Raw genomic sequence first — 25,049 nt, 5'->3', positions numbered from 1 at the left:
CGACGTTGTCCCGACTCAGCCGGTACGGAGCGCTTTCTTGGTGTTCCGGTTCAACAACGGCTGCACCCGGAAGGGAATCAATTCGCCCATCGACATGGCGGTGTCGGTTCGTTCCACTCCGTCACACGCAAGGATCTTGCCGTTGATCCGGAACAAATCCTCGGCGTCGAGCGCCACCACCCGCAGCAGCAGGTCAGCCGAACCGGTCAGGCCGTACCCCTCCAGGATTTCCGGGATTTCCGCGAGGTCCAAGGCAAGCTGTCCAAGCTTTTGCTGCTGCACATGCACCGAGATGAACGCCATGAGGGGATAGCCCAGGGCCGCAGGGTTGATGCGCCGCTCGAAGGAGAGAAACGCGTGCTTCTTTTCCAGTTGGGCCATCCGCGCCTGAACCGTATTCCGCGATAATCCCAGCTTCTGCGCCAAGGCGACAACCGTGCCGCGGGGGTCCTTCGCCATGGCCGAAAGCAGGCGTGTGTCGGTGCCATCCAAAGCTTGCATAATGCGCAACGTTAGCACGGTGCCCACCGTCTGGATAGGGCAGAATGCGCAGAATTTTCAGCGGTGGTTGTACCCAATGAGCATTGTGAGTAGGGTCACAATTAATCCAGGCGACGACGCCCGGATGCTGGCCCGCGGTTGGATCACAAGTCCCTCCAAAGGCCTGCGAGCACGAGCTGAAAGGTGCGATCAACTGTGTTGACGGACGAACCCGGCCAGGACGCCTACAAGGCTTCGAATCCCGGAATCAGTGCAGCAAGCCCGCGTCGGACCGGCGGGGATCTGGTCCAACTGATTTCCCCGGAAGGGGAACGCATCAGCCACCCGGAGTTCGATCTCTGGGTCAGCGATGTTACGGACGAGCAACTGTGCTCGCTGTATGAGGACATGATGGTCATCCGGCGCATCGACGCCGAGGCCACGGCCTTGCAGCGTCAGGGCGAACTGGCCTTGTGGCCGCCGCTGCTTGGCCAGGAAGCGTCGCAGATCGGTTCGGGCCGGGCCCTCCGGGACGACGACTTTGTCTTCCCCAGCTACCGTGACAACGGCGTCGCCTACTGCCGCGGCGTGGAACCAACAGACTTGGTCCGCGCCTGGCGCGGCAATGCTTCGGCCGGCTGGGACCCGTACCGCCACAACATTGCCACCCAGCAGATCATCATCGGCTCGCAATCGCTGCACGCCACCGGCTACGCGATGGGCATCCAGTACGACGGTGCAGACTCCGTTGCAGTTGCCTACTTCGGCGACGGCGCCACGAGCGAAGGCGACGTCAACGAGGCAATGGTCTTCGCGGCGAGCTTCCAAGTGCCCGTGGTCTTCATCTGCCAGAACAACCACTGGGCCATCTCCGAACCGGTCCGGATCCAGTCACACATCCAGATCGCCGACCGTGCCTCGGGCTTCGGAATCCCCAGCATGCGGGTCGACGGGAACGACGTCCTGGCTGTTCTGGCGGTCACCCGGATTGCGCTGGACCGGGCCCGCAAGGGCGGCGGACCTACGTTCATCGAAGCCGTGACCTACCGCATGGGCCCGCACACGACGGCGGATGATCCCACCCGTTACCGCGACGCCAACGAGCTTGAGGACTGGGCGGCCAAGGACCCGATTAGCCGGCTCAAGGCGCTGCTTCGGACCAAGGGCCTCCTGACGGAAGGGCTTGAAGCCAAGACCCAGGCCAAAGCGGACGAGGTCGCAAAGAGCTTGAGGGCAGGAGTCATCAATATGCCCGATCCCCAGCCGCTCGACCTCTTCAAGCACGTGTACAGCACTCCCAACTCCTGGATCGAACGCCAGAAGGACCACTACTCCCGCTATCTGGAAAGCTTCAGCGGATCAACCCAGGAAGGTGCACTCTGATGAGCAAGCTGACCTTCGCCCGCGCCATCAACGCCGGCCTGCGCAAGTCCCTCGAAAACGATCCCAAAGTTATCCTCATGGGCGAGGACATCGGTGCGCTCGGCGGTGTTTTCCGGGTCACCGACGGCCTCCAGAAAGACTTCGGCACACACCGGGTGGTTGACACTCCCTTGGCGGAATCCGCGATTATCGGCACCGCCGTCGGATTGGCCTACCGCGGCTACCGGCCGGTCTGCGAAATTCAATTCGATGGCTTCATCTACCCGGCTTTCGACCAGATCGTCAGCCAGGTAGCCAAGATGCACTACCGGACACAGGGCCGCGTCAAGATGCCCATCACCATCCGCGTTCCCTTCGGCGGCGGAATCGGCTCACCCGAGCACCACTCCGAGTCTCCGGAAGCGTACTTCACCCACACCTCGGGCCTGCGCGTCATCAGCGTCTCCAACCCGCAGGATGCGTACACCATGATCCAGCAGGCCATCGCCTCGGATGATCCGGTGCTGTACTTCGAGCCCAAGCGCCGCTACCACGACAAGGGCGAAGTGGATGAGACCGCGGAACTTTCCATGGCGCTGTCCATGGAGAAGGCCAAGGTCGTCACACCAGGCAGCGACGTCACCTTGGTGACGTACGGCCCGCTCGTGAAGACCGCGAACGACGCGGCCATGGCCGCCGCCGACGAAGGAGTCTCCGTGGAGGTCATCGACCTGCGCTCGCTGGCTCCGATCGACTTCCAGGCAGTGGAGGCGTCCGTCCGAAAGACCGGCAGGCTCGTCATCACCCACGAGGCCGCGCAGTCCGGCGGGCTCGGCGCCGAAATTGCTGCCAGCATTACCGAGCGGTGCTTCAACTACCTTGAATCCGCGCCGGTCCGGATCACCGGATTCGACATCCCGTACCCGTACTCAAAGCTCGAAATGCACCACCTGCCCGATCTGGACAGGATTCTTGACGGTGTGGACCGGGCACTCGGCCGCGGCAACTCCCTGAGCGGGCTGGAAGGATGAGCGCCACCATGATCAAGGAATTCAGGCTGCCCGACCTCGGCGAAGGACTCACTGAGTCGGAAATCCTCAGTTGGAAGGTCGCGGTGGGGGACACCGTGACCCTGAACCAGGTCATTGCCGAGGTCGAGACGGCCAAGGCCGTGGTTGAGTTGCCCTCACCCTTCGCCGGAACCGTGGCCGCTCTGCACGAACAGGCCGGCTCCGTTGTGGAGGTCGGCAAGCCGATCGTTTCCTTTGAAGTCGACGACGACGGAACTGCGCCTTCCGGCGTTGCCGGTTCCGGTGAGGCCGCCTCCACGGAAAGCACGGCGGAGGCCGCGGCGAAGCGTGAGCCGAACCTCGTAGGCTATGGCGCCGTCGTCGAAAAGTCCGGACGCCCGGCGCGACGCCAGCGGATGTTTGACGGGGGCCCCGCCGAACGCGAGCCCGCCCCGGAACCCGTTCCCGCCGTCGAGCCCGTTCCTGTCGTTGAACAGCCCGCACCGCCCGCCGTTCCAAACGAGCCCGTGGTGGAGCAGGAGCGTCCACGGTCCACGCCTCCGGTCCGCAAGTTGGCGAGGGATCTTGGAATTGACCTCGCGCTGGTCACGGGAACCGGGCCGGCAGGCTTGATCACCCGTTCCGACGTCCAGGACTTCGCGGCCGGAGCCCAGGCACAGGTCTCGGTTCCCGAGGCCGCACCGGTCGCCGTTCCCGCCGTCGGGGTTTCCGCCGAGCGGGAGACGCGGACGCCTATCAAGGGAGTCCGCAAGTTCACGGCCGCTGCGATGGTGCAGAGTGCTTTCACGGCGCCGCACGTGACGGAGTTCCTGACCGTTGACGTCACGCCCACGATGGAACTGCTGACGCGGCTCAAAGCCAGCCGCGAGTTTGCCGGGTACAAGCTCACGCCGTTGACCATCGCGGCGAAGGCAGTCTTGATTGCCCTGCGCCGGAACCCGACGCTGAACTCCCACTGGGACGAAGGCGCGCAGGAGATCGTGCAGTTCAACTACGTGAACCTGGGTATCGCCGCCGCCACGCCGCGGGGACTGACTGTTCCCAACATCAAAGACGCGGACAAGATGACGCTGCTGGAACTGTCCACGGCTTTGTCCGCTCTCACGGACACCGCGCGTTCAGGCAAGACCTCCCCTGCAGATCTGACGGGCGGCACCATTTCCATCACGAACATCGGCGTGTTCGGGATCGACGCCGGAACCCCCATCTTGAACCCGGGCGAGGCTGCCATCGTGGCGCTGGGATCAGTGCGCAAAGCTCCTTGGGTGCACAACGACGAACTCGCGGTGCGCCAGGTGATGTCACTGAGCCTGTCCTTCGACCACCGGCTGGTGGACGGCGAACAGGGCTCGAAATTCCTGGCCGATTTGGGCGCGATCCTGTCCGACCCCGCAACCGTCATGACCATGATCTAGCCCGATCAGGCCCAACTAACTCGCAGTTGTTGTCGTTTTGACGGCTCATAACGACAACAACTGCGAGCTAGTTGGGCCAAGCTAGCGCACCATCAGGGCGGCCAGTGCCATGCGTTCGAGGATGGGCCGGGCGCTTTTGACCGCCATGCGTCGTCCGTGGTGCCGGACCGAGTGGGGCGTCGAGTTGATGAGGCCGAAGGCTGCGTGGGCGCGGACGCGTAGTTCGGCAGGATCCGTGTCGGGATGCAGTTCGCCGAGCACACCCACCCACAGTTCCACATAGTTGCGCTGCAGGGTGCGGACTTCGGCCTGGTCGGGGTCGCTGAGGTTGCTGAAGTCGCGGTCCTGGACCCGGATGACATCGGGGTTGCTGAGGGCGAAGTCCACGTGGAACTCCACCAATCCGCGCAACGCAGCCTCGGCGTCGAGGGCCTCGGACGCCACCGTGCGGCCGCCGTCGAGCAGATTCCGGCTCACACTCAACAGCAGCTCGGCCAACACGGCCTGTTTTCCCGGGAAATGCCGGTATACCGCAGGGCCGCTGACTCCTGCCGCGGCCCCCAGGTCCTCAAGGGACACGCGGTTGAAACCGTCGGCGGCGAACAACCCGGCTGCAGCGGTCAGGAGGGCCTTGCGCCGTGTTTCCTTGGCTTGGCTTCGCTGGGTCGGTGCCTGGCCGTCCTGCTGGGAGCTCCGCTGGAAGGTGACCACAATTCCTCCTTTTGCACGCGTCCAATTCAGCGCCGATACCGGGCAGGCCCGGTGCCGGGGTAATGGACAACACAGTTAATAGAGACTAACCTAAATTCCAGTTATGCGGTACTAACTGAGATGGCCCATGGGCCGGGATGGGACACAGTCGATGGAGACACTCGCCAGCCAGCTGGATACCAGCAGCGATCAGTTCGCGGCCAACGAGGAAGCGCAACTGTCACTGGTGCACGAGCTGAAGAAGCGCCTTGCCGTGGCCGCCCTCGGTGGCCCGGAGAAGTCGCGTGAGCGGCACATCTCCCGGGGCAAGTTGTTGCCGCGGGAGCGCATCAACTATTTGCTGGACGAGGGAAGCCCGTTCCTGGAGGTCGCCCCGCTCGCGGCCAACGGGATGTACAACGATGATTCCCCGGGCGCCGGTGTGATCGCGGGGATCGGTTTGGTCCATGGCCGCCAGGTGATGGTGGTTTCCAACGACGCGACGGTCAAGGGCGGCACGTACTACCCGATGACGGTGAAGAAGCACCTCCGGGCCCAGGAAATCGCGCTGGAAAACAAACTGCCGTGCGTCTATCTCGTGGATTCCGGGGGAGCGTTCCTGCCCAAGCAGGACGAGGTGTTCCCGGACAAGGAACACTTTGGCCGGATCTTCTTCAACCAGGCGAAGATGTCTGCTGCGAAGATCCCGCAGATCGCCTCGGTCATGGGGTCCTGCACGGCCGGTGGTGCCTACGTGCCCGCCATGAGCGACGAAACCGTCATTGTCCGCAACCAGGGCACCATTTTCCTGGGTGGCCCGCCCCTCGTGAAGGCCGCCATCGGTGAAATCGTCACGGCCGAGGAACTCGGCGGCGGCGACGTCCACTCGCGTATTTCCGGTGTGACGGACCACCTCGCCGAAAACGACGAGCACGCCCTGCAGATCGTCCGCGACATCGTTGCCACCCTGCCCAAGCCGGCAGCCCCCGCGTGGGACGTGGACACCGCCGTCGAGCCCGTTGTCGACCCGGGCGAAATCTATGGTGCAGTTCCGACGGACGTCAACGCCCAATACGACGTTCACGAAGTCATCGCCCGGCTCGTGGACGGCTCGAGGTTCCACGAGTTCAAGAAGAACTACGGCACCACACTGGTGACGGGGTTCGCGAAGCTCCATGGCCATCCAGTGGGCATCGTGGCGAACAACGGCGTGTTGTTCAGCGAGTCCTCCCTCAAGGGCGCGCACTTCATTGAGCTCTGCGACCAGCGTGGCATTCCCTTGGTTTTCCTCCAGAACCTTTCCGGCTTCATGGTCGGCAAGGACGTCGAGCACGGCGGCATTGCCAAGAACGGCGCCAAAATGGTCACCGCGGTCGCCACCGCCCGTGTGCCCAAGCTGACCGTGGTGATCGGCGGTTCCTTCGGTGCCGGAAACTACTCGATGTGCGGCCGGGCCTACTCACCCCGCTTCCTGTGGATGTGGCCGGCGTCCCGGATTTCGGTCATGGGCGGCAACCAGGCCTCCAGCGTGCTCGCCACCGTCAAACGTGAGCAATACGAGGCCCGCGGCGAGGAATGGTCCGTCGAGGACGAGGAAGCCTTCAAAGCCCCCATCAAGCAGCAGTATGAGGACCAGGGCAGCCCCTATTACTCAACCGCCCGGCTCTGGGACGACGGCATTATCGACCCCGCAGACACCCGGCGCGTCCTGGGCATGGCCCTCGACGTCGTCTCCCGCCAACCCCTGCCGGAAACCTCCTTCGGCCTCTTCCGGATGTGACCCCATGACAATCAACTCCTTCGACACCGTCCTCGTCGCCAACCGCGGTGAGATCGCCTGCCGCGTCATCCGCACCCTCAAGGCCATGGGCATCCGTTCGGTGGCGGTCTATTCAGACGCCGACGCCGGGGCCCGCCACGTGCGGGAAGCAGACGCTGCCGTCCGCATCGGTACAGCCGCTGCGGCGGACAGCTACCTGCGGATAGACGCCATCAACGATGCTTGCCTGCAAAGCGGTGCCCAAGCCGTCCACCCTGGTTACGGATTCCTGGCCGAAAACGTGGAGTTCGCCAAGGCCCTGGACGCGGCAGGCATCGCGTTCATCGGCCCCGGCATTGACGCCATCGAGATCATGGGCGACAAGATCCGGTCCAAGAACCACGTCATGTCCTACGGCGTCCCGTGCGTTCCGGGCATCGCCGAACCAGGCTTGAGCGACGAGGCACTCATCGAGGCGGCGCCCGGCGTCGGCTTCCCCCTGCTCATCAAGCCCTCGGCCGGGGGCGGTGGCAAAGGGATGCACATCGTGGAGCGGCTCGGGGATATGGCGGCCACCTTGCTGACGGCCCGACGCGTGGCGGCGAGCGCCTTCGGTGACGACACTCTGTTCCTTGAGCGGCTCATCCAGTCGCCCCGGCACATCGAGGTCCAGGTCCTCGCCGACAACCACGGCAACGTCATCCACCTCGGCGAACGCGAATGCTCGCTCCAGCGCCGCCACCAGAAAGTCATCGAGGAAGCACCGTCCCCTTTGCTGGAGTCCCTTGTGAACGGCGCAGAAGTCCGGGCAAGGATCGGTGAGGCCGCCTGCCAGGCCGCCCGAAGCGTCAAGTACAGCGGTGCGGGCACAGTCGAGTTCCTCGTCTCGGACCAGGACCCGGAACACTTCTTCTTCATGGAGATGAACACCCGCCTCCAGGTGGAGCACCCTGTCACGGAAATGGTGACGGGCGTCGATCTTGTCGAATGGCAAGTGCGCATTGCGGCAGGCGAGGTCCTCACAGTGGCGCAGTCCGACGTCGTGCTTGACGGCCACGCGGTGGAGGCGCGCGTCTACGCGGAGGTGCCGGAACGCGGTTTCATGCCATCCATCGGCGAGATCGTGACGCTCCGGGAACGGGCCAGCAACGATCCGCACGTCCGCGTCGACTCCGCCATGCTTTCGGGACTGTCCGTCACCGGCGACTACGATCCCATGCTCGCGAAGGTCATTGCCTGGGGCCCTGACCGCAAAGCGGCGCTGGACACCCTGGATCACGCACTGGGGGACTACACGCTGCTGGGTGTGCACACGAACGTTGAGTACCTGCGGCTCCTGATCAACGACGACGACGTCCGCGCCGGCCGCCTCGACACCGGCTTGATCGAGCGCAAGCTGGACAGGATGGAATTCCGGCAAGTGACCGACGTCGAGTTGGTCGGGGCGGCCCTGCTTAACCGCTCGGAATTGCTGAACCGCTCGGAACCGGCTCCGCTCGGGCCGGCAGCACCCTGGAACACTACCGATGGCTGGCGCGTCGGCGCCCCGGCGCCGTGGAAGACCACCATCGGCCGTCCCGACGGCGGTCTGGCTACCGTGGGGTTGACGGTGAACGGGCCGGGCTTCACGGCACGCGTGGATGGCGGCGCCGAGCACTCTGCCTCAATGCGGCCGGGACCCGCCGGGCACGCGGTGCTGGTGCTCGACGGCGTTGATCACCACTTCGCGCACGGCTCACCCTCTCCGGGGCGTGGGGCGCGCGAACTTTGGCTCGGCAGCGACGGCTGGTCCTGCCGGCTCGAGATCCTGGACCGCGAGGCCCGGCTCCAACGGATCCTCGCGGGCATCCAGCGCGAAGAAGGCGCCGCGGATCCCGAAGTCCGGTCTCCCATGCCGGGAACCGTCGTCTCCGTTTCGGTGCAGAACGGCGACCATGTGGAAGCGGGCGACGTCCTCCTCGCGGTCGAGGCAATGAAGATGGAACATCAGCTGGTGGCGTCGGTGTCCGGCACGGTCCACCTCAGCAGCAAGACCGGGGACCTCGTCAAGGCTGACCAAGTCCTCGCGACTATCCATGTGGCGGCAGAACCCACCCCTGAAGTCACAGCAGAACCGACTGAAAACCAGAAAGACGAGGAAGTCTAACCATGGCAAGTTTTGAACTCACCGAGGAATACCAGGACCTGAGCGACTCCGTCCGGGAATTCGCCGACGAGGTAGTGGCCCCTGTGTCCACCAAGCACGACGAGGAACACAGCTTCCCGTACGAGGTGGTCAAGCAGATGGGTGAGATGGGCCTTTTCGGCCTGCCCTTCCCTGAAGAGTTCGGCGGCATGGGCGGAGACTACTTCGCGCTCGCCCTCGCGCTGGAACAGCTCGGCCGAGTGGACCAGTCCGTCGCCATCACCCTCGAAGCGGGCGTCTCGCTCGGCGCCATGCCGGTGTACCGCTTCGGCACCCAAGCGCAGAAGGAACACTGGCTGCCCCAGCTGACCTCGGCCGAAGCGCTCGCAGGCTTCGGCCTGACCGAGCCGGAAGCAGGTTCGGACGCCGGAGGCACCAAGACGAATGCGCACCTTGAGGACGTCGGAGAAGCAAAAAGCTGGGTCATCAACGGCAACAAGGAGTTCATCACCAACTCCGGGACCGACATCACGCGGCTCGTCACCGTCACCGCCGTCACCGGGCAGCACGAACGCAAGGACGGGAGCATCAAGAAGGAAATCTCCACCATCCTTGTTCCCACCGACACTCCCGGTTTCACCGCGGAAAAGGCCTACAACAAGGTGGGCTGGAACGCTTCCGACACGCACCCGCTCACACTGAACAACGTCAGGGTGCCGGAAGAGAACCTGCTCGGCGTCCAGGGACGGGGTTACGCCAACTTCCTGTCGATCCTGGATGAAGGCCGCATCGCCATCGCCGCGCTCGCCACAGGCGCGGCCCAGGGCTGCGTCGACTTGTCCGTGAAATACGCCAAGGAACGCGTCGCGTTCGGGCAGAACATCGGCAAGTACCAGGCCATCCAGTTCAAGATCGCCCGCATGCAGGCACGGGCCCACACGGCACGCCTGGCCTACTACGATGCTGCGGCGCGGATGCTCGCGGGCAAGCCGTTCAAGACCGAGGCGGCCATCGCTAAGATGGTCGCAGGCGAGGCAGCCATGGACAACGCACGGGACGCCACCCAGGTGTTCGGTGGCTATGGCTTCATCAACGAATTCACGGTGGCACGCCACTACCGCGACTCCAAGATCCTTGAAGTCGGGGAAGGCACCACCGAGGTCCAGTTGATGCTCATCGCCCGCGAGCTGGGCCTTTAACCGTCAGGGAAGGTGAACGATGATCGACAAAGTTGTTGCCAGCGCCGCGGAAGCGGTGAAGGACATCCGCGACGGCGCCTCTCTCGCCGTCGGCGGGTTCGGCCTGTGCGGTATCCCGGTGGCGCTGATCGATGCGCTCCACGATCAAGGCACCAAGGACCTTGAAACAGTCAGCAACAACTGCGGCGTGGACGACTGGGGCCTGGGCATCCTGCTGAGGGACGGGCGTATCCGCCGGACCATCAGTTCCTATGTCGGTGAGAACAAGGAGTTCGCGCGGCAGTACCTTGCCGGCGAACTCGAGGTGGTCCTCACCCCGCAGGGCACCTTGGCCGAGAAACTGCGCGCCGGCGGTGCCGGTATCCCGGCGTTCTTCACGGCTGCCGGCGTCGGGACACAGGTCTCGGAAGGCGGCCTTCCGCAAAAGTACGACGGCGACGGCAACGTGGCGATCGCGTCCTCGCCCAAGGAAGTGCGCACCTTCAACGGCGCGGACTACGTCCTGGAGGAATCCCTGACACCCGATTTCGGACTGGTCCACGCCTGGAAGGGCGACCGTCACGGGAACCTCGTCTTCCACGCGACGGCCATGAACTTCAACCCGCTGTGTGCCATGGCTGCCCGGATCACCATCGCCGAGGTCGAAGAGCTTGTGGAACCCGGCGAACTCGATCCGCAACATATCCACACGCCGGGCATCTTCGTCCAGCGGGTCGTCGTGGCACCCGACACCGAGAAGCGCATCGAAAAGCGGACCGTCGCGTTGACCCAGGCGTCTCCCACCCAGCAGGCAGGAGCCTAGCCATGGAATCGAACATCACCCAGGATGTGCCGCCGCGTCCGGAGGCGGTCAGGCACGAGTACCGCCGCGCCGGCGCCGAGCACCACGAGGGCAAAGGCTGGACGCGGAACGAACTCGCCGCCCGCGTAGCCCGTGAACTCACCAACGGGCAATACGTCAACCTCGGGATCGGAATGCCCACCCTAATCCCTAACTACATCCCCGAGGGGGTCGAGGTGATCCTGCATTCGGAGAACGGGATACTGGGCGTCGGCCCCTACCCGGCCGAGGACGCCGTGGACCCCGATCTGATCAACGCCGGCAAGGAAACGGTCACCGTCAACCCAGGCGCCGCGTTCTTTGACTCGGCAACGTCGTTCGGCATGATCCGCGGCGGCCATGTGGATGTCGCAGTGCTGGGAGCCATGGAGGTCGCGGCCAACGGGGACCTGGCCAATTGGATGATCCCCGGCAAAATGGTCAAGGGCATGGGCGGCGCCATGGACCTCGTCTTCGGCGCCAAGCGGGTGATTGTGATGATGGAGCACGTGGACCGCAACGGCAAGCCCAAGATCGTCAAGGAATGCTCGTTGCCCGTCACGGGGAAAGGCTGCGTGGACCGGATCATCACCGACCTCGCCGTGATCGACGTCGTCTCCGAAGGCGGGTCATCGAGGCTCGTCCTGCGCGAGCTGGCACCGAATGTCTCCGCCGAGGACGTGGCGGCCGCGACCGGCGTCGAGCTCTTCGAAGAGGACCAGGAGCTGACTGTATGACCAGCGTTCCCGAACCCCGTATCCCAGAACCCCGTGTCGTTGAGCAGCGGGGGCTGTACTTCGAGGAACTCGAGGAAGACGTCGTCTACGCCCACCGGCCCGGGAGGACCGTCACCGAAACGGACAACGTTCTGTTCACCACGCTGACCATGAACACCCAAGCCCTGCACCTGGACGCGGCCTGGAGCGCCACGCAGCCCTTCGGACAGAGGCTCATGAACTCGATGTTCACCCTATCCACCATGGTGGGACAGTCCGTCACGCAACTGACGCAGGGCACCATCATTGCCCAACTGGGACTCACGGACGTCTCTTTCCCGCACCCGTTGTACCACGGCGACACCCTCTACACGGAGACCGTCGTCGCCGGGAAACGGGAGTCGTCGTCGCGTCCCGGCCAAGGCGTAGTGACCATGAAGCACACCGGCCGCAACCAGGACGGGAAAGTTGTGGCGCTGGCAACGCGGGCCTGCCTCATGTGGACCCGAAACGCGCATCTGGAGGCGCAACAGGGGACAATCAATACATGACCTTCACCATGGGCCCCGCATTGCTTTTCTGTCCCGCCGACCGCCCGGAACGGTACCAAAAGGCCGCCGAGCGTTCCGACGCCGTCATCCTTGACCTTGAGGACGCCGTCGCGCCCGCAGACAAGAAGCGGGCCCGGGGTGCCATCCTTGCGCAGCTCGGCTCCGGCGGGGAGACCGCCGAGCTCGACCCCAGCCGCACGATCGTGCGCGTCAATCCAGTGGGCACTCCTGACTTCGAAAAAGACCTGCACTGCCTCGCGCACACCCCCTACCGCACCGTCATGCTGGCCAAGGCCGAGACCGGTGAACAGCTGAAGGCACTCGAGGGTTACCACGTCATCGCGCTGTGCGAGACGGCCAAAGGAATCGTCAACGCGGCTGAGATCGCCCAGGCTCCCAACGTCGTCGGGCTCATGTGGGGCGCCGAGGATCTGATCGCCTCCATGGGTGGCACCTCGAGCCGCAAGGACGACGGCGGCTACCGCGCCGTCGCAACGCACTCCCGCTCTACCGTGCTGCTGGCCGCCAAAGCCGCAGGCAAGGAAGCCATCGACTCGGTCTACGTCGACATTCCCGATCTTGCCGGCCTGGCCGCGGAATCCGCCGACGCCGTGGCCAGCGGATTCGGTGCCAAGGCCTGCATCCACCCGAACCAGGTCGCCGTTGTCCGCGAAGCCTACGCACCGTCGCCGGAAGCCGTCGCAGGAGCCCGTGAACTGCTTGAAGCTGCGGCCGCAGCCGGAACCGGTGTGTTCCAATACAAAGGCAAAATGGTGGATGGTCCCATCTTGAAACACGCCGAATCCACGCTGCTCAGGGCCCGGCTGTCCTGAAGGGCTATTGACCGCGCCGTCGTTGCTTCGGCAGCGACAACGGGGCGATGACGTCGTAGAGCTCCATCCGGATCCAGCGATGACCCGTCTCGCGGAACTCGGCCCTCGTGGCGAAGCGATACAGGAAGCTGCGCGCCCGTACCCAACGCGGCCGGGCGCCGTCGAACGGGTCCTGGCGCAACAAGCGCAAAGTGGGCCGGTCGGCGTCGAGCAGTTTGCCCAAGAACGCGTAGAACCACTCCTCGTGCACCGTGCGCAAGGGCAGGAACCACATCAACCAGTCGAGGCGCAGGTGGTACGGCGCCCACTGCCGGGGCAGCCGTCGGACGTCGCCGGGCTTGCCCTTGAAGCCGTATTCGCGCCAATCGGCCTCATCGACGGGGACGTCGGCCTGGGTGCCTTCCACCACGATTTCCACCCGGTGCCGCGTCACCGTGCCGAACGCCCCGTAGGTGTTGACCAACTGCCATCGGTTGAAGCTGGCGTTCATGAGCTGTTCCCGCGAGAGCAGGTTGCGGACGGGCCAATAGCTGAGCACCAGAAGGAGCGCCGTCACTGCGAGCACGACGGCGAGCCACCACACCGGGGTCTGCGGAACCGCTGCGGCCGGATTCGACCGTTGGGGAATGAACGGCAGCACAGTGCGGGCGACCGGGTCACTCACCGCAGCGAAAGCGAGCACGATCGCGGACCAATTGAGCCACGCGAAGTTTCCGGTCCCCACAAGCCAAAGCTGCGTGAACACGACAATTCCGGCGGCAATGGTGGCCAGTGGCTGTGGGGCGAACAGGAAGAACGGCACCACCAGCTGGGCGAAGTGGTTTCCAAGCACCTCCATGCGGTGCATCGGTTTGGGTAGGAGATGCGCCTGGCGGCTCAACGGTCCGGGCATGGGCTGCGTTTCGTGGTGGTAGTACAGGGCGGTTAAATCACGCCACTCGCTTCCGCCATGGATCTTGATCATGCCCGCGCCGAATTCCAGCCTGAACAGCAGCCACACAAGCAGGACCAGGATGGTCCTGGGCGGGGGAGTCTGTTCCGAACCGAGGAAGCCCACAGTGAAGCCCATTTCGAGCAGCAGCATCTCCCAGCCGAAGCCGTAAAACGTCTGGCCGACGTTGACGATCGACATGTAGAGCAACCACAAAGCCAGGAACGCGGCCAGGGGAAGCCACGGCGGTCCCAGTTGCGGCAGCCCGCCCACGAGCGTAAGGGAAACGGCAAGCCCGGCGGCGCAAACGGCACGGAGCAGAGTGTCCGAATACTTCCAGCGGAACAGGCTGGGCCTGCGCAAAACCCGGTGTCCGTCCACGTACCTCGGGACAGGCAGGAGCCCGTGTTCGCCAAGGAGCGCGGGAAACTGGTTGAGGCTGGACAGGAACGCGATGAAATAGAGCGCGGCCGTGCCACGCTGGAGCACCTGCCGGGCGAATTCATAGTCCGGCGCCTCGAACCACGAGACCCAGTCCACAAAACAACGCTACGCCTGGGGTGCGGGATACTTAAGCAATGCAGCCGCGCAAGATCATCCTCCTCGGGTCCACTGGTTCCATCGGCACCCAAGCGATTGACGTCGTCGACGCCGCCCCCCATCTCTTCGAGGTCGTGGCGCTGAGCGCGGGCGGCGGGAACCTGGAACTCATCGCGCAGCAGGCAGTCCACACCAAGGCCCAAGCGGTGGGGATCGCCTATGGCGACGCCCACGAACTCCAGAAACTCATCAGCGAGGCCGCTTCCGCCGCCGGGCTCCGGAACTATGATCCGGCGATCATCACGGGACCGGATGCGTCCACCAAGATTGCCGCGATCGAAGCGGACGTCGTGCTCAACGGCATCACGGGATCCATCGGGTTGGCGCCGACGCTGGCAGCCCTCAAGTCCGGCGCCATCCTGGCGTTGGCGAACAAGGAATCCCTCATCGTCGGCGGGGCACTCGTGAAGGCCGCGGCAGCCGTCGGCCAGATCGTGCCCGTGGATTCCGAGCATTCCGCCATCGCCCAATGCCTCCGCGCGGGAACCGACAAAGAGGTCGAGAAACTCATCCTGACGGCTTCCGGCGGACCATTCCGGGGCCGCAGCCGCGAGCAACTCCGCGACGTCACTCCGGCCGAGGCGCTCGCCCACCCCACGTGGGACATGGGCCCCATGGTCACCACCAACTCGGCCAGCCTGGTCAACAAAGGCCTCGAGGTCATCGAAGCGCACCTGCTCTTCGATGTTCCCTTGGACAGGATCGACGTCGTGGTGCACCCGCAATCCGTGGTGCACTCGATGGTGGAGTTCGTGGACGGCTCCATCATTGCCCAGGCCTCTCCCCCTGACATGCGGCTGCCCATTGCCCTTGGACTCGGGTGGCCGGACCGCGTGCCCCGCGCCGCCAAGGCCTGCGACTGGAGCCAGGCCACCAGTTGGACGTTCGAGCCCCTTAACTCGGTGGCCTTCCCGGCCGTGGAACTGGCCAAGGACGCCGCGAAGCAAGGGAGCACCTTTCCGGCCGTCTTCAACGCGGCCAACGAGGAGGCGGTGGAAGCCTTCCACGCCGGGAGGATCCGCTTCACCGAGATCGTGGACACTGTGGAGTCCGTCCTCAGCGAACATTCAGGATCCTTGGAGCTGACGGTTGACTCTGTGTTGGATGCTGAGAGGTGGGCACGCACGCGCACCCACGATCGTTTAGCCAACAGCACCCTTTAGGAAGCAGTACTTAAGGCATGAATCCCGTCATTTTGTTCATTCTCGGAGTCGTCTTCGTCGCTATCGGCGTGGCCGTCTCCATTGCGCTGCACGAGGTGGGGCACTTGCTTCCCGCCAAGCTGTTCAAGGTGCGCGTCACGAAATACATGATCGGGTTCGGACCCACCCTGTGGTCCACGCGGAAAGGCGAGACCGAGTACGGCGTCAAGGCCATTCCGCTGGGCGGTTACGTCGCCATGATCGGCATGTATCCGCCCAACAAGGAAGATGGCAGCGTCAGGCCGTCGAGCACAGGCATGTTCCAGACCCTTGCCACCGAGGCCCGGTCCGCGGCGCACGAGGAAGTGGGCCCCGGGGACGAGAACAGGGTCTTCTACAGGCTGCCGGTCTGGAAAAAGGTCATCATCATGCTGGGCGGGCCGGCCATGAACCTCCTCATCGGCTGGGTGCTGACCGCGGTGCTGCTCATGGGCTTCGGAGTGTCCACGGCCACCACCACGATTGCCGAAGTGTCCAAGTGCCAGGTCAAGGCAGGCGAGACCGTCGATCCGAACTCGCCGAACTGCCAACTGACCCCGGCCGCGGTCGCCAAGCTGCAGCCCAACGACGTCGTCACCAGCTTTGACGGCAAGCCGGTGACGAGCTGGGCTGAAATGAGCGGCTGGATCCGGGCATCCGCCGGGAAGGCCGTGCAAATCACGGTGGACCGTGGCGGCAAGAGCGTCACCACGCAAGTTACCCCCGTGCTCTCTGCGCGCCCCGTCATTGGCGACAACGGCCAGCAGGCCAAGGGCGCGGACGGCAAGCCGTTGTACGAGGAAGTCGGGTTCCTGGGCATCGGCGCGCAGACCGCCATGGTTCCCCAACCGGCGTCGACCGTTCTTCCGATGGCCGGGGAGAACATCAAGCAGATCGCCGGAGTCATCCTCAACCTGCCTGCGAGGGTGGTCGGCGTGGCGCAAGCGGCCTTCGGCTCCGAACCGCGCGATCCCAATGGCCCCATCAGCGTGGTGGGCGTCGGCCGGGTAGCCGGTGAAGTGGCTGCCATGGATCAAGTTCCGCTGCAATCGCGCGTCAGCGCCCTCGTGGGACTCCTCGCCGGCCTGAACTTCGCCCTCGCCGTGTTCAACCTGGTTCCGCTCTTGCCGCTCGACGGCGGACACGTGGCGGGCGCGCTCTACGAAGGAGCCCGGCGTCGAATCGCGAAGCTCTTCGGCAAACCGGATCCAGGCGCCTTCGACATCGCCAAGCTCTTGCCGCTTACTTACGTCGTGGCGAGTGTCCTTATGGCCATGAGCGCTTTGCTGATCTACGCGGACATCGTCAAGCCCGTCAACCTCTTCGGCTGATCCGGATTGGGCTGGGGGGATAGGCTATCCATATGACTGTTTTCGCTGTTGAGTACGTGTACGACGCCGAGTCCGCCGAGGTGCGCGACGCGAACCGCCCTGCCCACCGCGCCTGGCTCGCCAGCCTCGCCGAGCAGGGAACCCTGCTGGCGAGCGGCCCATACACCGATGGCGCGGGTGCGCTGTTGCTGCTTGAGGCCGCAGATGAGTCCGAGCTGAACGCCACGCTGAAGGAGGATCCGTTCGCCGCCGTCCGGGGGATTGCAGGCATCCGGACCTCGGAGTGGAACCCGATTATCGGAATGCTTGCCGCCCACGCTTCCTAGCAGCATGAACGGCCGGGGTCCTGACCCCGGCCCTACGATCCACCCATTTCAACCCAAGGAGTCCACGTGACCTCGGTCAGCCTGGGAATGCCGTCAGCCCCGCCCCCCGTTCTCGCGCCCCGCCGCAAGACCCGCCAGATCAAGGTGGGTTCGGTCGGCGTCGGCTCCGATTCGCCCATCAGCGTGCAATCGATGACCACAACCCCCACCACGGACATCAACGCCACGCTGCAGCAAATCGCGGAGCTGACGGCGTCCGGCTGTGACATCGTGCGTGTCGCCTGCCCTTCTGCGGATGACGCCGAGGCGCTGCCGATCATCGCCCGCAAGTCCCAGATTCCGGTGATCGCGGATATCCACTTCCAGCCGAAGTACGTCTTCGCCGCGATCGAAGCCGGTTGCGCCGCTGTGCGCGTCAATCCGGGCAACATCCGCAAGTTCGACGACCAGGTGAAGGAAATCGCCAAGGCCGCCAAGGACCACGGCACGTCCATCCGGATCGGCATCAACGCTGGCTCCCTGGAGCCCGGCATCCTGAAGAAGTACGGCAAGGCCACCCCGGAAGCCCTCGTGGAATCGGCCGTGTGGGAAGCTTCGTTGTTCGAGGAACACGGCTTCAATGATTTCAAGATCTCCGTCAAGCACAACGACCCCGTCATCATGGTGGCGGCCTACGAGATGCTTGCCGAAAAGGGCGACTGGCCGCTGCACCTTGGCGTGACCGAGGCCGGGCCGGCCTTCCAGGGCACCATCAAGTCCGCGACGGCCTTCGGAGCGCTTCTGTCCCGGGGCATCGGCGACACCATCCGCGTGTCCCTTTCCGCCCCGCCTGTTGAGGAAATCAAGGTCGGCAACCAGATCCTGCAGTCCCTCAACCTGCGCCCCCGCAAGCTCGAAATCGTCTCCTGCCCTTCTTGCGGACGCGCGCAGGTGGACGTCTACACACTCGCTGAGCAGGTCACGGCCGGGCTCGAAGGAATGGAGATTCCGCTGCGCGTCGCCGTCATGGGTTGCGTGGTGAACGGCCCGGGTGAGGCACGTGAAGCGGATCTCGGTGTGGCCTCCGGAAACGGCAAAGGCCAGATCTTCGTGAAGGGCGAAGTCATTAAGACTGTCCCCGAGAGCCAGATTGTTGAGACACTGATCGAAGAGGCCATGCGTATCGCCGAAGAGATGGGGGAGGCCGATGGCGAAGATGCTGTCAAGGGTAGCCCCGTGGTTAGCGTCTCGTAACGAGGCAGCCGCCGATGGGATTTCGGTCCGGGTGCTCGGCGCTGCCGACACCCGGGCCCTTCGCGCGCTCGCGATGGAAGACCCTGTAGCGAACGTCTTCATTTTGGCGCACCTCGATTCGTCGGGGAGCGCCGCACCCACTTCCGGCGGCGCGAGCGTCTTTGGAGTGTTCGACGGCGACGCCCTGGTGGGTGCCTGCTGGGCCGGCGCCAACCTGGTTCCGGTGCAGCTGGATCCCGAGTTGGCTTCCCGCGTTGCGGCCGTTGCACACCGGGCCGGACGTCGCTACGCCTCGATCTTCGGGCCCGCCGGGACCGTGCTGGCGCTCCATTCCCGCTTGGAGCAATTGGGCCATTTCGCCCACGAGGTGCGTGCCGACCAGCCGCTTTTGGCGATCTCGGGACCACCCGCCGTCGAACCCAATCCACAGCTCGGCTTCGGAAACATCGCGGACTTCGACCGGATCCTGCCCGCCTGCGCAGCCATGTTCGAAGAGGAAGTGGGCTATTCGCCCTTTCTCGGGAGCGAGGACTTCTACAGCCGCAGGGTGGCCGGACTGATCCGGCAAGGCCATTCCTTGGTGCACATCGACGCCGGGGGGACCGTCAAGTTCAAAGCCGAACTCGGGGCGGTCACGACGCACGCCACCCAGGTCCAGGGCGTCTGGATGAACCCCGAGTTCCGCGGCCAAGGACTCAGCGCAGGGTACATGGCGGGAGTGGTTGTCCTCGCCCAACAATTCGCCCCGATCACGAGCCTCTACGTCAACGAATACAACACCCGGGCGCGCGCCACGTACGAACGGGTCGGTTTCCAACGCCTCGGAACCTTCGCCACGGTTCTGTACTAGAGCTCACCCAACTAACTCGCAGTAGTTGTCGTTTTGAGGGCTCATAACGACAACAAATGCGAGTCAGTTGGGCGGGGTGAGTTCGCCCGTGAGGTAGTGCTGGACGTTCGGTGCCACGAGCCGGACTACTTCCTCTTGGGATGCTGAAGCCAACGGTTCCAGCCGGACCACGTAGCGCATCAGCATGAGCCCAACCATTTGCGTGGCAACGAGGTTGCCGCGCATTTTCGCTTCTTCGGGGGAGCCAGGAAGACCCGCGGTGATCCTGGAAAGGATCGTCCTCGCCACCATCTCGCGTAGCAAGGCGGTTTTGGCCTTGGAACCGATCGTGCCCCTGACGAACGCGACAAGGCCGTGTTGTGCCGGGCTTTCCCACAGCCGCAACACAGCGCGGACGATTGCCTCCGAGCGTTGCGACGGATCCAACGATTCGACGCCTGCAAGGACCTCGTCGGGATCCGCCGGAAGCTCGATGCTCTGGGCGAAGAGTTCGTCCTTGCCCTTGAAGAAGTGGTGGACCATGGCCGGGTCCATTTCGGCTTCGCGGGCCACTTGCCGCAGGCTCGTGCCGTCGAAACCGTGCTCGGCGAAGAGCCGGCGCGCTGTGGCCAGGATCAGTTCGCGGGAGTCGCTCCCGCCGCTGCGGCGTCCCCGCCGCACGGGAGGCAAGGCGCCGCTCACGAGGTCCGCCGTCGGAGGGTGAATGAGGCCAGGACCAAAACTCCCACCACGATCGCCGCCATGAGCCCGGCATCCTGCCACATGGCCTGCGTCGCCTCGGCGTTGTCGGCGATCTGCTGGAGCGCATCGACCGAAAACGTCAGTGGCAGCACATTGGAGATGCTCTCCAGGAGGCTGTTCATGTGGTCCCGGGCCACGAAGAGTCCACACAACAGGATCTGCGGTATCACCACTACCGGCATGAACTGCACCGCCTGGAACTCGGTCCGCGCAAAGGCTGAGCACAAGAGGCCAAGCGCGACACCCAGCACTGCGTTGATGACGGCGATCATCACGACGTAACCAGGACCGCCCTTGATATCCAGATTGAAGATCCAGTAGGCCACGGCCGTTGCCACAAGGGATTGCAGGGCAGCCATGATGGAGAAAGCCAACGCGTAGCCGAACAGGAGATCGGCTTTGTGGATGGGGGTGGTGAGGAGCCGTTCCAACGTCCCCGACGTCCTTTCGCGCAACATCGTGATCGACGTGACCAGGAACATCACCACAAACGGGAAAATGGCCAGCATCATGAGTCCCACACGGTCAAAGGTCCGGGGGAATCCGGGAGGCAGAGTCTCGTTCTCGAACAGATAGTAGACGCCCGTGAGCAGCAGGGCGGGAACCACCATGATGAGCGCGACGCTGCGGTGGTCGTGACGCAGTTGTTCCAGGACCCGCCTGGTGGTGGCAAACATCATCCGTGGATTCATGACGCCACCTGGCTTTCATTTGCACCCCGGCGGTGCGAGGTGGCGCTCGTTTCCTGGATGATGTGCAGGAAGGCCTGTTCCAGATCGTTGCTGTGTCCCCGTTCGCTGAGTTCCGCCGGACTGAGCTGCGCCAGCAGCAAGCCGTCGCGGAGCAGGAGCAACGAGGAACAGTGCGAGGCCTCTTCCATGACGTGGCTGGACACCAGCAAGGTGGTGCCCGATTCGGCCATCGCGGCGAACCGTTCCCACAGCTCGGCACGCAGTACCGGATCCAAGCCAACCGTCGGTTCGTCGAGGACCAGCAGCTTCGGATGGGAGACGAGCGCGCAGGCCAGCGAAACCCGGCTGAACTCACCACCGGAAAGGTCTGCTGTCTTCCGCCGTGCCAGTGATTCGAGCCCGACGGCGGTAATCGCCTCCGCAGTGTCGGCCGCCGAGACGCCGTGCATGGCTCCGAAATACCTGACGTTCGCCTCGACGCTCAGGTCCGTGTAGACGCTCGGCGCCTGGGTGACGTATCCGACGTCGTGCCGCAATGACGGCGTACCCGCCGGACGGCCCAAGACTTCCACGCTGCCGGCTGTCAGTCGCTGGACTCCTACGATGCAGCGCATGAGGGTTGTCTTGCCGCTCCCGGAGGGTCCCAGCAGGCCCGTGATGCGCCCAGGCTGCATGGCGAAGTCCAGGCCGCGCAGGATCTTCTTGTGGCCGCGCGTGACGTGCAGGCCCTCCGCTGTGACCGCCGGGGGCGCAGGGGACGTGCCTGGTGCGGGACTTCCCGCTGGGCTGTGGGACATCGCGGCCTCCGTTTTATTCATCAGGTGATGAATAAAAGGTAAGTCCGACACCGGCTGGCGTCAACTGTGGGCCGCGAGGACGGATCCGGCCCTTCGTTCTGCAACGCGGGGTCACTTACGGCCCATGTCGGACCTCCGGATGGGCGCTAAGTGACCCCGCGTTGGTCGTTGCCCGGGCCAGGGCCAGGGCCTACAAATATTGATAAGTCCAAGCCCTTGAATATTGTGTCCGCGATCACATATGTTCGGACCAGCCGTGTCGTTCGGGCGCGGATGGTTTCAGAGAGGAAACACAAACAATGTCTGTAAGCGTTGATCTTTCGAAGGCACTCGACAAAGCATTTGAAGACAAGTCGCTTAAGGAGATTCTCGACGCATCTCCGGCAGCGCTTGCAGGTGTAACTGATGCGACCGCTGCGAAATTGGAGGAAGCCCTGGGAATCAAAACCATTCGTGAACTCGGTAGCAACAAGTTCTTCGCAGTCGCGGGCGTTCTGGTTGCCCTGGAAGGCAAATCCGACTAAGCCTCGAAGACAACGCCCGCGGCCGACCAGCCGCTGAGCCACGCCATGGCAGGATGACCAGCCGCCCAGCGGCCAGGGGCTTCCTCGCACCATGGCGTGGCTCATCTTCGTTTGGTGGGTGCCGTCCTCGGGAGGAACCCGGGGGATGGGCCCCGGCAGGTTCCCCGGCCGCAAGCCGGTAGATTGGTACACAGTAGTTTTTGCCAGCTCTTGCCATAGAAACGGATTCTGACCCGTGGTCCTTCGCCTCTCCCAGCTGTTCCTGCGCACCTTGCGTGAAGATCCCGTCGACGCCGAAGTCGCAAGCCACAGACTCCTGGTCCGCGCGGGCTACATCCGCCGTGCCGCGCCTGGCATCTACACGTGGCTGCCTTTGGGATTGAGCGTCCTGCGCAAGGTCGAGCAGATCATCCGCGAGGAAATGGCCGCCATCGGCGCCCAGGAAGTCCATTTCCCGGCGCTGCTGCCCCGGGAACCCTACGAGGCCACCAACCGCTGGACCGAGTACGGCGAGGGGCTGTTCCGCCTCCAGGACCGCAAGGGTGCCGATTACCTTCTCGCCCCCACGCACGAGGAAATGTTCACCCTCCTGGTCAAGGACCTGTACTCCTCGTACAAGGACCTGCCGCTGAGCCTGTACCAGATCCAGAACAAGTACCGCGACGAAGCACGCCCCCGGGCAGGCCTCCTCCGCGGCCGCGAATTCATCATGAAGGACTCCTACTCGTTCGACGTCGACGACGCCGGCCTGGACGCGAGCTACGCGGCCCACCGCGCCGCGTACCTGAAAATCTTCGGGCGCCTTGGCCTTGAGGTCATCCCCGTTGCCGCCACGGCAGGCGCCATGGGCGGATCCAAGAGCGAGGAATTCCTGTACCCCACCGAGATCGGCGAGGACACCTTCGTGCGCTCGGCAGGCGGCTACGCCGCCAACGTCGAAGCCGTGACCACCGTGGCACCGGCCGAGATCGACTTCAGCAACGCGCCTCCCGCGCGTGTCCTGGACACCCCGGACACGCCCACGATCGACACCCTCGTGGCGGCTGCCAACCAGCTCGCCCCGCGCAGCGATTCCGACGGCGGCGCCTGGACTGCCGCCGACACCCTCAAGAATGTGGTCCTCGCCGTCACGCTGCCCACTGGCGAGCGCCAGATCGTGGTCATCGGCGTTCCCGGTGATCGCGCGGTGGACCTCAAGCGCGTCGAAGCCAACGTCGGTTCATTCCTGCCCATTGCCGGGGAGATCGGGCTCGAAGCGGCCAACGAGGAAGACCTCAAGAAGATCCCGGAACTCGTCAAGGGCTACATCGGCCCCGGACTGGTCCTCGGCGAGGCCGTTCTCGGGCTCGAAGGCACGTCCAAGTTGCTCTTCCTTGTTGACCCCCGGGTTGTCTCGGGCACCAGCTGGGTCACCGGAGCGAACGAAGACGGCAAGCATGTCTTCGGTCTAGTAGCCGGGCGCGATTTCACCTGGGACGGCGTCATTGAATGCACCGAGGTCCGCGCGGGAGACGAAGCCCCGGATGGCTCCGGTCCCTTGGAGACTGCCCGCGGCATCGAAATGGGCCACATCTTCCAGCTCGGCCGCAAGTATGCCGAGGCCCTCGACCTGAAGGTCCTTGACCAGAACGGCAAGCAGGTCGTGGTCACCATGGGCTCGTACGGCGTCGGCGTGACACGTGCCGTGGCCGCCTTGGCCGAGGCCAACAACGACGACCGTGGCTTGATCTGGCCGCGCTCCGTGGCCCCCGCGGATGTCCACGTGGTGGCCGTCGGACGTGGCGAGGAAATCTTCGCGGCAGCCGAGAAGCTTTCCGCCGAACTCGAGGCGGCCGGCCTCGACGTGATTTACGACGACCGCCCCAAGGTTTCCCCGGGTGTGAAGTTCGGTGACGCCGAACTCGTGGGCGTCCCCACCATCGTGGCAATCGGCCGCGGCTTGGTAGACGGTGTTGTGGAGATCAAGGACCGTCGCACCGGTGAGGCCGAAAACGTGGCAGTCGAGAAGGCTGCCGACTATGTGGTCAACGCCGTACGCCAGAAGTGATCTCCGGCTTCGAGTCGGTCCAGCTCACCACGCTCATCATGATCGTGGTGGCTGGATTCGCCGCCGGCTGGATTGATGCAGTGGTGGGTGGCGGGGGACTGATCCAGCTCCCCGCCTTGCTCCTGGTTCCGGGGATCACCCCGGTCCAGGCACTGGCCACCAACAAAATGGGCTCCATCTTCGGGACGACAACCAGCGCTGTCACTTACTACCGCCGGGTTGGTCCTGACCTCAAGACGGCCATACCGATGGCGGTGATTGCCCTCGCGGGCAGTTTCGGCGGAGCCGTCCTGGCCGCCAACCTTCCTGCAAGCGTGTTCAAACCCATCATCGTGGTGGCGCTGATCGCCGTCGCGCTCTTCACCGCGCTGAGGCCCAATGCGGGCGAGCTGACCGCCCTGCGTCACGACGGCCACACTCACTACGTGGTGGCCTGCGCCATCGGTGCCGTGATCGGGTTCTACGACGGCCTGATTGGTCCCGGAACAGGCTCGTTCCTGGTGATCGCCCTCGTCTCCGCCATGGGCTATGCCTTCCTGGAGGCCAGCGCCAAGGCGAAGATCGTCAACATGGCCACGAACGCCGGTGCCCTGTTCTTCTTCCTGCCGCACGGATCGCTGCTGTGGGGCGTTGGCGCCGTGCTGGGCCTGTCCAACATGGCAGGCGGCTACCTGGGCGCGCGGACCGCAGTGAAACAAGGCAGTGGCTTTGTACGGATCGTGTTCCTGATCGTCGTCGGCGCGTTGATCATCAAACTCGGCGTGGACGTCTGGAACGACTACTTCGCCAAGTAGTGTTCCGGTTGCCGCCGGCGA

At 64.4% G+C, this 25,049-nt stretch carries 24 protein-coding genes; 18 read left to right on the top strand and 6 right to left on the bottom strand.

The window, feature by feature from the left end:
* Nucleotides 1-15: 15 nt before the first annotated feature.
* The gene (locus ACSVHC_RS03485) at nt 16-501 is read right to left on the bottom strand and encodes an Lrp/AsnC family transcriptional regulator (protein WP_078105724.1); all 486 of its coding nucleotides are present in this window, start codon (nt 499-501) and stop codon (nt 16-18) included.
* Nucleotides 502-696: 195 nt separating this feature from the next.
* Between ACSVHC_RS03485 and pdhA the strand changes: the two genes are divergently transcribed.
* Genes pdhA through ACSVHC_RS03470 form a run of 3 tightly spaced genes read left to right on the top strand, consistent with a single transcriptional unit; the run spans nt 697 to nt 4,288 of the window.
* Nucleotides 697-1,863, top strand: a complete 1,167-nt coding sequence (gene pdhA / locus ACSVHC_RS03480) for a pyruvate dehydrogenase (acetyl-transferring) E1 component subunit alpha (RefSeq protein ID WP_437773069.1) — start codon at nt 697-699, stop codon at nt 1,861-1,863.
* Complete coding sequence (locus ACSVHC_RS03475) at nt 1,863-2,873, top strand: alpha-ketoacid dehydrogenase subunit beta (RefSeq protein WP_437773070.1); 1,011 nt, start codon at nt 1,863-1,865, stop codon at nt 2,871-2,873. The genes pdhA and ACSVHC_RS03475 overlap by 1 nt, the downstream gene beginning before the upstream one ends.
* Nucleotides 2,870-4,288, top strand: a complete 1,419-nt coding sequence (locus ACSVHC_RS03470) for a dihydrolipoamide acetyltransferase family protein (RefSeq protein ID WP_437773071.1) — start codon at nt 2,870-2,872, stop codon at nt 4,286-4,288. The genes ACSVHC_RS03475 and ACSVHC_RS03470 overlap by 4 nt, the downstream gene beginning before the upstream one ends.
* Before the next feature lie 81 nt (nt 4,289-4,369).
* Here the strand turns inward: ACSVHC_RS03470 and ACSVHC_RS03465 are convergent, their stop codons facing one another.
* Nucleotides 4,370-4,999, bottom strand: a complete 630-nt coding sequence (locus ACSVHC_RS03465) for an SACE_7040 family transcriptional regulator (protein WP_437773072.1) — start codon at nt 4,997-4,999, stop codon at nt 4,370-4,372.
* Nucleotides 5,000-5,150: 151 nt separating this feature from the next.
* Between ACSVHC_RS03465 and ACSVHC_RS03460 the strand changes: the two genes are divergently transcribed.
* From ACSVHC_RS03460 to ACSVHC_RS03430, 7 genes are read left to right on the top strand one after another with little or no spacing between them, the layout of a single operon-like run.
* The gene (locus ACSVHC_RS03460; protein WP_439180584.1) at nt 5,151-6,758 is read left to right on the top strand and encodes a carboxyl transferase domain-containing protein; all 1,608 of its coding nucleotides are present in this window, start codon (nt 5,151-5,153) and stop codon (nt 6,756-6,758) included.
* A 4-nt stretch (nt 6,759-6,762) separates the two neighbouring features.
* The gene (locus ACSVHC_RS03455; RefSeq protein ID WP_439180583.1) at nt 6,763-8,883 is read left to right on the top strand and encodes an acetyl/propionyl/methylcrotonyl-CoA carboxylase subunit alpha; all 2,121 of its coding nucleotides are present in this window, start codon (nt 6,763-6,765) and stop codon (nt 8,881-8,883) included.
* 2 nt (nt 8,884-8,885) lie between these two features.
* Nucleotides 8,886-10,061 carry an acyl-CoA dehydrogenase family protein gene (locus ACSVHC_RS03450; protein WP_437773075.1) on the top strand — a complete coding sequence of 392 codons (1,176 nt, stop codon included), beginning with the start codon at nt 8,886-8,888 and terminating at the stop codon, nt 10,059-10,061.
* A gap of 19 nt (nt 10,062-10,080) precedes the next feature.
* A complete protein-coding gene (locus tag ACSVHC_RS03445) occupies nt 10,081-10,863 on the top strand; it encodes a CoA transferase subunit A (RefSeq protein ID WP_437773076.1) in 783 nt (260 codons plus the stop codon).
* A 2-nt stretch (nt 10,864-10,865) separates the two neighbouring features.
* Complete coding sequence (locus ACSVHC_RS03440; RefSeq protein WP_437773077.1) at nt 10,866-11,618, top strand: CoA transferase subunit B; 753 nt, start codon at nt 10,866-10,868, stop codon at nt 11,616-11,618.
* Nucleotides 11,615-12,148 carry a MaoC family dehydratase gene (locus ACSVHC_RS03435; protein ID WP_437773078.1) on the top strand — a complete coding sequence of 178 codons (534 nt, stop codon included), beginning with the start codon at nt 11,615-11,617 and terminating at the stop codon, nt 12,146-12,148. Before ACSVHC_RS03440 ends, ACSVHC_RS03435 begins: the two co-directional genes overlap by 4 nt.
* Entirely contained in the window at nt 12,145-12,981 is an 837-nt protein-coding gene (locus ACSVHC_RS03430; RefSeq protein ID WP_437773079.1) for an HpcH/HpaI aldolase/citrate lyase family protein, read from the top strand. Before ACSVHC_RS03435 ends, ACSVHC_RS03430 begins: the two co-directional genes overlap by 4 nt.
* A 4-nt stretch (nt 12,982-12,985) precedes the next feature.
* Here ACSVHC_RS03430 and ACSVHC_RS03425 read toward each other — a convergent pair whose 3' ends face one another.
* Complete coding sequence (locus ACSVHC_RS03425; RefSeq protein ID WP_437773080.1) at nt 12,986-14,452, bottom strand: lipase maturation factor family protein; 1,467 nt, start codon at nt 14,450-14,452, stop codon at nt 12,986-12,988.
* A gap of 38 nt (nt 14,453-14,490) precedes the next feature.
* On the opposite strand from ACSVHC_RS03425, the gene dxr reads away from it, so the two are divergent.
* The 5 genes from dxr (at nt 14,491) to ACSVHC_RS03400 (ending at nt 19,433) form a co-directional block, all read left to right on the top strand.
* The gene (dxr, locus tag ACSVHC_RS03420; RefSeq protein WP_437773081.1) at nt 14,491-15,675 is read left to right on the top strand and encodes a 1-deoxy-D-xylulose-5-phosphate reductoisomerase; all 1,185 of its coding nucleotides are present in this window, start codon (nt 14,491-14,493) and stop codon (nt 15,673-15,675) included.
* A 17-nt stretch (nt 15,676-15,692) separates the two neighbouring features.
* On the top strand, nt 15,693-17,024 hold the full coding sequence (locus ACSVHC_RS03415; protein WP_439180582.1) for a M50 family metallopeptidase: 1,332 nt from the start codon (nt 15,693-15,695) through the stop codon (nt 17,022-17,024).
* 32 nt (nt 17,025-17,056) lie between these two features.
* Nucleotides 17,057-17,350 (top strand): YciI family protein, encoded by a 294-nt coding sequence (locus ACSVHC_RS03410; RefSeq protein ID WP_236816616.1) that lies wholly within the window; start codon nt 17,057-17,059, stop codon nt 17,348-17,350.
* Nucleotides 17,351-17,416: 66 nt separating this feature from the next.
* Complete coding sequence (ispG, locus tag ACSVHC_RS03405; RefSeq protein WP_236816619.1) at nt 17,417-18,583, top strand: flavodoxin-dependent (E)-4-hydroxy-3-methylbut-2-enyl-diphosphate synthase; 1,167 nt, start codon at nt 17,417-17,419, stop codon at nt 18,581-18,583.
* On the top strand, nt 18,546-19,433 hold the full coding sequence (locus tag ACSVHC_RS03400) for a GNAT family N-acetyltransferase (protein WP_437773983.1): 888 nt from the start codon (nt 18,546-18,548) through the stop codon (nt 19,431-19,433). The genes ispG and ACSVHC_RS03400 overlap by 38 nt, the downstream gene beginning before the upstream one ends.
* Nucleotides 19,434-19,496: 63 nt before the next feature.
* Here the strand turns inward: ACSVHC_RS03400 and ACSVHC_RS03395 are convergent, their stop codons facing one another.
* From ACSVHC_RS03395 to ACSVHC_RS03385, 3 genes are read right to left on the bottom strand one after another with little or no spacing between them, the layout of a single operon-like run.
* Nucleotides 19,497-20,114 carry a TetR/AcrR family transcriptional regulator gene (locus ACSVHC_RS03395; RefSeq protein WP_437773083.1) on the bottom strand — a complete coding sequence of 206 codons (618 nt, stop codon included), beginning with the start codon at nt 20,112-20,114 and terminating at the stop codon, nt 19,497-19,499.
* Complete coding sequence (locus ACSVHC_RS03390; protein ID WP_437773084.1) at nt 20,111-20,854, bottom strand: ABC transporter permease; 744 nt, start codon at nt 20,852-20,854, stop codon at nt 20,111-20,113. Before ACSVHC_RS03390 ends, ACSVHC_RS03395 begins: the two co-directional genes overlap by 4 nt.
* A gap of 8 nt (nt 20,855-20,862) precedes the next feature.
* On the bottom strand, nt 20,863-21,663 hold the full coding sequence (locus ACSVHC_RS03385) for an ABC transporter ATP-binding protein (protein WP_437773984.1): 801 nt from the start codon (nt 21,661-21,663) through the stop codon (nt 20,863-20,865).
* Nucleotides 21,664-21,962: 299 nt separating this feature from the next.
* On the opposite strand from ACSVHC_RS03385, the gene ACSVHC_RS03380 reads away from it, so the two are divergent.
* The 3 genes from ACSVHC_RS03380 (at nt 21,963) to ACSVHC_RS03370 (ending at nt 25,028) form a co-directional block, all read left to right on the top strand.
* Nucleotides 21,963-22,187 (top strand): hypothetical protein, encoded by a 225-nt coding sequence (locus ACSVHC_RS03380; RefSeq protein ID WP_437773085.1) that lies wholly within the window; start codon nt 21,963-21,965, stop codon nt 22,185-22,187.
* A gap of 235 nt (nt 22,188-22,422) precedes the next feature.
* Nucleotides 22,423-24,234: a proline--tRNA ligase gene (locus tag ACSVHC_RS03375; protein ID WP_437773086.1), complete on the top strand. Its 1,812-nt coding sequence runs from the start codon at nt 22,423-22,425 to the stop codon at nt 24,232-24,234.
* On the top strand, nt 24,231-25,028 hold the full coding sequence (locus tag ACSVHC_RS03370) for a sulfite exporter TauE/SafE family protein (protein ID WP_437773087.1): 798 nt from the start codon (nt 24,231-24,233) through the stop codon (nt 25,026-25,028). The genes ACSVHC_RS03375 and ACSVHC_RS03370 overlap by 4 nt, the downstream gene beginning before the upstream one ends.
* Nucleotides 25,029-25,049 lie beyond the last annotated feature (21 nt).

The sequence above is a fragment of the Arthrobacter sp. KNU-44 genome, assembly GCF_051843155.1.
Taxonomy (GTDB): domain Bacteria; phylum Actinomycetota; class Actinomycetes; order Actinomycetales; family Micrococcaceae; genus Arthrobacter.
The sequence above is the reverse complement of the archived record's forward strand: the minus strand, read 5'-3'. Positions and strand labels throughout refer to the sequence as shown.